At 70.8% G+C, this 7,413-nt stretch carries 5 protein-coding genes; 2 read left to right on the top strand and 3 right to left on the bottom strand.

Features of this window, described 5'->3' with window-relative positions; all coding sequences use genetic code 11:
• Together IH54_RS0138155 and IH54_RS0138150 are read left to right on the top strand one after the other, a co-directional pair.
• Window positions 1-244 (top strand): transglycosylase SLT domain-containing protein (locus tag IH54_RS0138155; RefSeq protein WP_031526018.1); only part of this gene is annotated, 244 nt, incomplete at its 5' end.
• A 225-nt stretch (window positions 245-469) separates the two neighbouring features.
• Window positions 470-2,854 carry an ATP-binding cassette domain-containing protein gene (locus IH54_RS0138150; RefSeq protein WP_031526016.1) on the top strand — a complete coding sequence of 795 codons (2,385 nt, stop codon included), beginning with the start codon at window positions 470-472 and terminating at the stop codon, window positions 2,852-2,854.
• A 77-nt stretch (window positions 2,855-2,931) separates the two neighbouring features.
• Here the strand turns inward: IH54_RS0138150 and IH54_RS0138145 are convergent, their stop codons facing one another.
• From IH54_RS0138145 to IH54_RS0138130, 3 genes are all read right to left on the bottom strand, one after another.
• Window positions 2,932-3,450: a YcxB family protein gene (locus tag IH54_RS0138145; protein ID WP_031526014.1), complete on the bottom strand. Its 519-nt coding sequence runs from the start codon at window positions 3,448-3,450 to the stop codon at window positions 2,932-2,934.
• 61 nt (window positions 3,451-3,511) lie between these two features.
• Entirely contained in the window at window positions 3,512-6,292 is a 2,781-nt protein-coding gene (locus IH54_RS42295; protein ID WP_052398350.1) for an FG-GAP-like repeat-containing protein, read from the bottom strand.
• Window positions 6,293-6,402: 110 nt separating this feature from the next.
• Window positions 6,403-7,413: DNRLRE domain-containing protein (locus IH54_RS0138130; RefSeq protein ID WP_031526010.1), on the bottom strand; the 1,011-nt coding region annotated here is incomplete at its 5' end.

Raw genomic sequence — 7,413 nt, 5'->3', positions numbered from 1 at the left:
AATCCACCGCAACATCATCCGCGAGTCCAGCGGTGACCCCAAGGCGATCAACCTGTGGGACATCAACGCCCGCAACGGCATTCCCTCGAAGGGTCTGCTCCAGGTGATCGACCCGACGTTCAACCGCTTCCACGTGGCCGGCACGTCGCACAACATCTACGACCCGGTCGCGAACATCACCGCCGCCTGCAATTACGCGGCCGACCGCTACGGCACGATGGACAACGTGAATTCCGCGTACTGATCCGTCGCTGATCGTGAATTGATCCGCCACGGCACGTGAAGGGCGGCGGGGCCACACCGGCCCCGCCGCCCTTCGGCGTACCCGCGTCCGTCCCGGCCCTGTACCCGCGTCCGTCCCGGCCCTGCACCCGCGTCCGTCCGCCCCGGTCACGAACGGAGAAGCGCGCCGCAGCCTTGCCCCGTTACGGTGGCGAGCAGTACAGCCGCACGCACGAGGGAGCCAGGGATGACGGGGACGGACGCAGGGACCGGGGCGGACAGCCACGACGTGATCCGGGTGCACGGCGCCCGCGTGAACAACCTCAAGGACGTCCACGTCGAGATCCCGAAGCGGCGGCTGACCGTCTTCACCGGCGTGTCCGGCTCCGGCAAGAGCTCGCTGGTCTTCGACACGGTCGCCGCCGAGTCGCAGCGGCTCATCAACGAGACCTACAGCGCCTTCGTCCAGGGCTTCATGCCGACGCTCTCCCGCCCCGACGTGGACGTGCTGGCGGGCCTGACCACCGTGATCAGCGTCGACCAGCAGCGGATGGGCGCCGACCCGCGCTCCACCGTCGGCACGGCCACCGACGCCAACGCCATGCTGCGCATCCTCTTCAGCCGCCTGGGCACCCCGCACATCGGCCCGCCCAGCGCGTACGCCTTCAACGTGCCGTCGGTCCACGCGGCCGGCGCGATCACCGTCGAGCGCGGCGCGAAGAAGGCCGTGAAGGCGACGTTCAGCCGCACCGGCGGCATGTGCACCCGCTGCGAGGGCCGCGGCACCGTCTCCGACATCGACCTGAGCCAGCTCTACGACGACTCGAAGTCGCTCGCGGAGGGCGCCTTCACGATCCCCGGCTGGAAGTCCGACAGCTTCTGGACGGTGCGGGTCTACGCGGAGTCCGGGGTGCTGGACCCGCACAAGCCGATCGCGAAGTTCACGAAGAAGGAGATGCAGGACTTCCTCTACAAGGAGCCGACGAAGGTCAAGGTCGAGGGCGTCAACCTCACCTACGAGGGGCTCATCCCCAAGATCCAGAAGTCGATGCTGTCGAAGGACAAGGAGTCGCTGCAGCCGCACATCCGGGCCTTCGTGGAGCGCGCGGTCACCTTCACCACCTGCCCGGAGTGCGACGGCACCCGGCTGGCGGAGGGCGCGCGGTCGTCGAAGATCGGCGGGGTGAGCATCGCGGACGCGTGCGCGATGCAGATCAGCGACCTCGCGGAGTGGGTGCGCGGCCTGGACGAGCCGTCCGTCGCCCCGCTGCTGGCGGCGCTGTCGGTGACGCTGGACTCCTTCACCGAGATCGGCCTCGGCTACCTCGCGCTCGACCGGCCCGCGGGATCGCTGTCGGGCGGCGAGTCGCAGCGCGTGAAGATGATCCGGCAGCTCGGCTCGTCGCTCACCGACGTCACGTACGTCTTCGACGAGCCCACGGCGGGCCTGCACCCGCACGACATCCAGCGGATGAACGACCTGCTGCTGCGGCTGCGCGACAAGGGCAACACGGTGCTGGTCGTCGAGCACAAGCCGGAGACGATCGCGATCGCCGACCACGTCGTGGACCTCGGCCCCGGCGCGGGCTCCGCGGGCGGCACGGTCACTTACGAGGGCACGGTCGCGGGCCTGCGCGGCAGCGGTACGACCACCGGCCGCCACCTCGACGACCGCGCGGCGCTCAAGGACGAGGTGCGCAAGCCCTCCGGCACCCTCGCGGTGCGCGGCGCCGACGCCAACAACCTGCGGGACGTGGACGTGGACATCCCGCTCGGCGTGCTGTGCGTCGTGACGGGCGTGGCGGGCTCCGGGAAGAGCTCGCTCGTGCACGGCTCGCTGCTGAAGTCCGCCGAGGCGGCGGAGGCGGGTGTCGTGTCGATCGACCAGAGTCCGATCCGCGGCTCGCGGCGCAGCAACCCGGCGACGTACACCGGGCTGCTCGACCCGATCCGCAAGGCCTTCGCGAAGGCCCACGGCGTCAAGCCCGCGCTCTTCAGCGCCAACTCCGAGGGTGCCTGCCCGACCTGCAACGGCGCCGGGGTCGTCTACACCGACCTCGCGATGATGGCGGGCGTCGCGAGTCCGTGCGAGGACTGCGACGGCAAGCGCTTCTCGCCCGAGGTGCTTGAGTACACCTTCGGCGGGCGCGACATCAGCGAGGTGCTGGCGATGTCCGTCGCCGAGGCCGCGGAGTTCTTCGCGGACGGCGACGCCCGCACCCCCGCCGCCCACGCGGTCCTGGCCCGCCTGGTGGACGTCGGCCTCGGGTACCTCACCATCGGCCAGCCCCTCACCACCCTGTCCGGCGGCGAGCGCCAGCGCCTGAAGCTCGCCACCCACATGGGCGAGAAGGGCGGCGTCTACGTCCTGGACGAGCCCACGACCGGCCTCCACCTCGCCGACGTCGCCCAGCTCCTGGCCCTCCTGGACCGCCTGGTGGACGCGGGCAAGTCCGTCATCGTCGTCGAGCACCACCAGGCCGTCATGGCCCACGCCGACTGGATCGTCGACCTGGGCCCCGGCGCCGGCCACGACGGCGGCCGCATCGTCTTCGAGGGCACCCCCGCCGACCTCGTCACCACCCGCGCCACCCTGACCGGCGAGCACCTGGCGGCCTACGTCGGCGCCTGATCCCGCGACGGCGGCGGGCCCCGCCGGTGATCCGGCGGGGCCCGCGTACGTCACACCCGGGAGGCGTCAGATCCGCGTCAGAACCGCGGCATCCTGGGCGCAGGCAATCTGGCCTTGCGGTACTTGCGTTGCGGCCAGCTCGACAGCAGCCGGGTGAACTCGGCGGTCTGGGAGGGCGACAGCGCCCGGTGCGGCAGCATGAACACCTCCCGTGGGTCACCGGGCACGACGATCCACGCCGCGTCGGACCGCGTCACGTACGCGATCTTGTCCCACGGGTACGCCGATTCCGTGCCGTTCTGCGCGAAGGTGGCCTTCGAGTCCGTGAACCGCACGGAGAACGGGTCGGCGAGCCGCACCGCGCCCGCCGCGATCTGCCGCGCGTCCCGCCGCCACTTCAGGTGCAGCCCCACAACAACGGCCAAGCCCAGCCCGCACACGACGGCGACCACGGGGACCGTGAAGGCCGTGAGCACGGCGACCACCGCGAGGACGACGGCCCCGGGCGTGATCCGCATCATCTCCCAGCGCTGGATGTGGAAGGACGCCGCGGTGATGTCCTCCACCGTCATGTGGCCCTCGATCTGGATGTCCACCTTCGTCGCTCTTTTCCTCGGCTTGTCGGAACAGGTTGTCGGAACGGGTCGGCCGGGCCGCTCACCAGCGGATGCCGATCTGGGTGCGGGCGCTCCACGCGGTGGCGGTGCGGGGATAGAACCACAGGATCCCGGCGCTGTCGCGGGCGACGGCGTCGGGGTCGCCGTCGCCGTTGAAGTCGTTGAGCCCGGCGAAGGTGTAGGAGTTCCAGCCGGTGCCCACCTGGGTCGGGTTGCTGACGTCGTTGCTGCCGTTGCCGTGGTAATTCCACAGGATCCCGGCGCTGTCGCGGGCGATGACGTCGAGGTTGCCGTCCTTGTCGAAGTCGGCGAGCCCGGCGAGGGCGTAGTTGGTCCACCCGTTGCCCAGCTGGACGCGGGTGCCGAGGCCGGCCCCCACGCCGGTGCCGGGGTAGAGCCACAGGTCGCCCGAGGGGTCGGCGGCGACGACGTCCGGCTTGCCGTCCTTGTTGAAGTCGCGGACGCCGGCGAAGCGGTAGTTGCCCCAGCCGGTGCCGATGGTGACGGTGGGCGTGAGCAGGTTGTGGCCGGCGTCGCCCGGGAAGAGGCGCAGCGTGTTGTCGGGGGCGCGGGCGATGACGTCGGCGTAGCCGTCCTTGTCGAAGTCGGCGACGCCGACGAGGGTGAAGCCGGTGAAGCCGGTGCCGATGTAGAGCGGGCCGGACACCAGCTTCCCCGCGCCGCTGCCCTGGTAGACCCACAGGTTGCCGTAGGTGTCGGCGGCGACCACGTCGGAGTTGCCGTCCCCGTCGTAGTCGGCGAGATCGGCGAAGGTGTACGGCGGGTCCGCGGAGCGGAGGTTGGCCATCGCGGTGACCTGGTCGATGGTCAGCACGGTGCCGTTCCACGTCTGGACGTCGGAGACGGAGCCGCTGTAGAAGGAGGCGCGGGCACCGTTGTTGATGTCGTTGCCGAGGGTGAATCCGCCGGTGAAGCCGGACACGGCGGTGTGCCGGCCGTGGGCCACGAGCCGGCCGTCCACGAACAGGTCCATGACCTTGGTCGCCGGGTCGTAGGTGGCGGTCAGATGGGCCCACTGACCGATGACGGCGGTGCCGCCGGCGGCGCAGTCGTAGCCGCGGGTGGTGTCGGCCGTGGCCATGCAGAAGGACCAGGTGTGGTCGCTCTGCGAGTAGAGCAGGAAGCCGGAGTTCTTGACGCCGTCCTGCGAGGCGATGACACCGCCGAACGCGGCGGGCTTGGCCCACAGGGACAGCGAGAACGGGGCGGACATCGACAGCGCCGCGGTGGACGACATCGTTCCCGTGCCGTCCAGGGTGAGGACGGTGCCGCGCACGTCGTCGGTGTCCCACTGGGCCCCGGACGCGGAGCCGGTGAGCGCCAGGCTCCCGCTCGCGTCGGCGGCGGTGGTGGCCGCGGTGTGCGCCACCCCGTCCTTCAGCGGCCAGATGTGGTCGGGGTTGGAGACGGTCTGCGCGGTCTGCGGGGTGAGCGTGGTGCCGTCGAAGAGGTACGGGGTGACCTGCCCGGTGGTGCGGTCGACCGCCCGCAGCGAGGGCCGGCCCGTCCCGTCGAGGTCGGCGGCCTGCAGTGTGAGGGGGTGGTCCGGGTTCTGGTTCCAGCCTGCCGCGGCGAGCTGGATCTGTCCGGTGGTGGTGAGGGTGGTGCCGTCGGTGCTGATGCCGAGCCCGGTCCAGAGGTCCAGTTCACCGGTGGTGGGGTTCCACAGGTAGAGGGCTGTGCCGGTGGGCAGTTGGGTGGTGGCGAGGGTCCAGCTGTCCCAGTCCTGGGTGCCGTCCGGGGTGTTGAGCGAGGTGAGGGCGTAGCAGCTCGCGCAGGTGCCCCAGTCGGGGTCGAGGAGGAAGCCGTAGCCGTTGGCGGTGAAGCTGTAGGTCAGGTAGAGCGTGTTGTCCATCGTCGCGAGCAGGTCGGGGAGCCCGGTGTTCGCGCCGCTGGTGTCGCCCGCGGTGACGACCTGGGTGGCGGGGGTGCCGTCCTCGTCGACGAAGGTGCCGTCGGGGAGTTCGTAGGGCGCGGTGGACTCGCCGATCGTGGTCGGGTTGCCGGGGGCGATGCTGCTGGCGCTGCCGTCGTTGCAGACGACGGAGCCGCTGCCGTCAGCGCTGAAGTAGGCGAGGACGTCCTGGGCGCCGTTGCCGCAGAAATTGCCGGTGACGGCCTGGGCGCCGTCCCAGTCGGACGGCTTCGGCGTGCCGGCCTCGTCGTCGGTCTGGAGGCCGTTGACGCCGATGTCGGTCGCGGCCTCGTTGACGCCGCCGCCGGGGCGGCCGGTCGACAGCCACGCCCCGGACGGCAGGGCCGTCCCCGGGCCGCCGACGGTGACGAGGTCGGGGGTGCCGTCCATGGTGACGTCGCCGTCACCGGCCGCCGGGCTGATCCCGGTGCCGAGGAATTCCACGAACTTCGGCTCGCCGAGGTTGCCGCCCGGCGAGAACGCGATGACGGTGAGGGTGTTGACGAGCCGGCTGACCGGCACGGTGATCGTGGTCGGGCCGTTCACGTCGACCGTCACCGGCGCGGACTGGTTGAGCTGGTACTCGAAGCCCGAGACGGTCTCGCCGGTCGGAGGGGCGACGGTGAAGGAGCAGCGGGCGCCGATGGGCTGGACCGACCCGAGGCCGGGGTCTTCCAGCGTGGGGCAGGTGTGGCTGTCCGCGGGAGGGGACGTGTCCGGCGCCACCTCGGGGTCGCCCGGCCTGCTGGCGTCCCACCCGAAGGAGCAGGGGGTGGCCGACGCCTTGGAGCTGAGCGTGCCGTCCGACGTGCTCACCGTCCAGCTGAACGTGCCGAGGCCGCCCGGCGACACCTTCTTGAAGAAGGCCTCGGGAACCTTCAGCACGGCGTTCTGGCCCGAGGCGCCGTGATAGGTGTTGGCGGCGATCCCGTTGGCGGCCGTCAGCAGGTTGGTCTTCGCGGTGTCCGCGGTCTTGTAGAGGGTGAAGGTCGTGGTCAGCGCGGGGTGTTCGGGTATTTGTCGTAGGTGATGACGAGCTGCGCCGAGCTGGCCTTGAAGCGCTTGAGGGCGTAGTTGTCGGTGTGGCTGTCCGCCCGCATCACCAGAGTCTGCGCGGTGATCCCGGCGGTTATGTCCTTCGAGATGGTGCTCGTGACGTCGAAGGGCGGCGCGCCGCCCGCGGGGCAGCCGCTGTTGTACCCCAGGGCGAAGTCCTGCTGGTCGACCCGGGTGCCGAGGACCCCCGACCAGTTGTTCCAGGTCGCGTTGGAGGACGACAGGACCTTGGTGGGCGCGTAGAGGTCGACCTTCTGGTTGTGGCCCGATGTGTGGCAGGCCCAGGAGTAGGTCTCGGTGATGTCGAAGTAGGCGCCGTAGATCTTCGCCGTCTTCAGTGATGTCGTCACGGGGAAGTTGAAGAGGCTGATCGCCTCGTCCTGGACGTCGCCGCTGGGACCGACTTCCGCGTCACCGGTGTAGGAGACGGAACTCTTCCAGAAGTTCTGCGTGGGCACTCCGGATCCGGGGCTCGCCCAGCCGGTGGCGCCGTAGGAGGGCGAATAGGTCGGGTCCAGATAGACGGGGTAGCGGGTGTCGCTCGCGTCGAGCAGCGCGGCGGGCGGGGTGAGGGCGAGCATGCCGTGTCCGGCGGTGACGCCCACGCGCCCGTTGCGGGCCGCGGCGCCACGGCGCAGGGCCGAGGACGGGTGGGCGCCGGACGCGTCGCGGCGGAGGGCGTCCGCGGTGGCCGGGGCGATGTCCGCGGTGGTGTCCGGGGCTGCGGTGGTGGTGTCGGCGGAGTCCCAGGCGAGGGGAGTGGGGGCGGTGTAGATCGCGTGTCCGGCGGTGTCCTTGATCTGGACGTTGCCGCTGGTGTCGGAGCCGACGGTGAGGCCGGGGGTGGTGGTGATGTCGGCGTTGAGCAGCGTGGTGAGCTGCGGGTTGTGTGCGGCGGCGGGTGTGTGGAGGGTGAGGACGTCGCTCACGGCGCCGCTGGGGTCGACGGT

This window comes from Streptomyces sp. NRRL F-5123, from assembly GCF_000721495.1.
Classification (GTDB): Bacteria; Actinomycetota; Actinomycetes; order Streptomycetales; family Streptomycetaceae; genus Actinacidiphila.
The sequence above is the reverse complement of the archived record's forward strand: the minus strand, read 5'-3'. Positions and strand labels throughout refer to the sequence as shown.

Coding starts and splice junctions, on each gene's coding strand:
- IH54_RS0138150 (WP_031526016.1), top strand. CDS start 470: ATGACGGGGACGGACGCAGGGACCGGGGCGGACAGCCACGACGTGATC.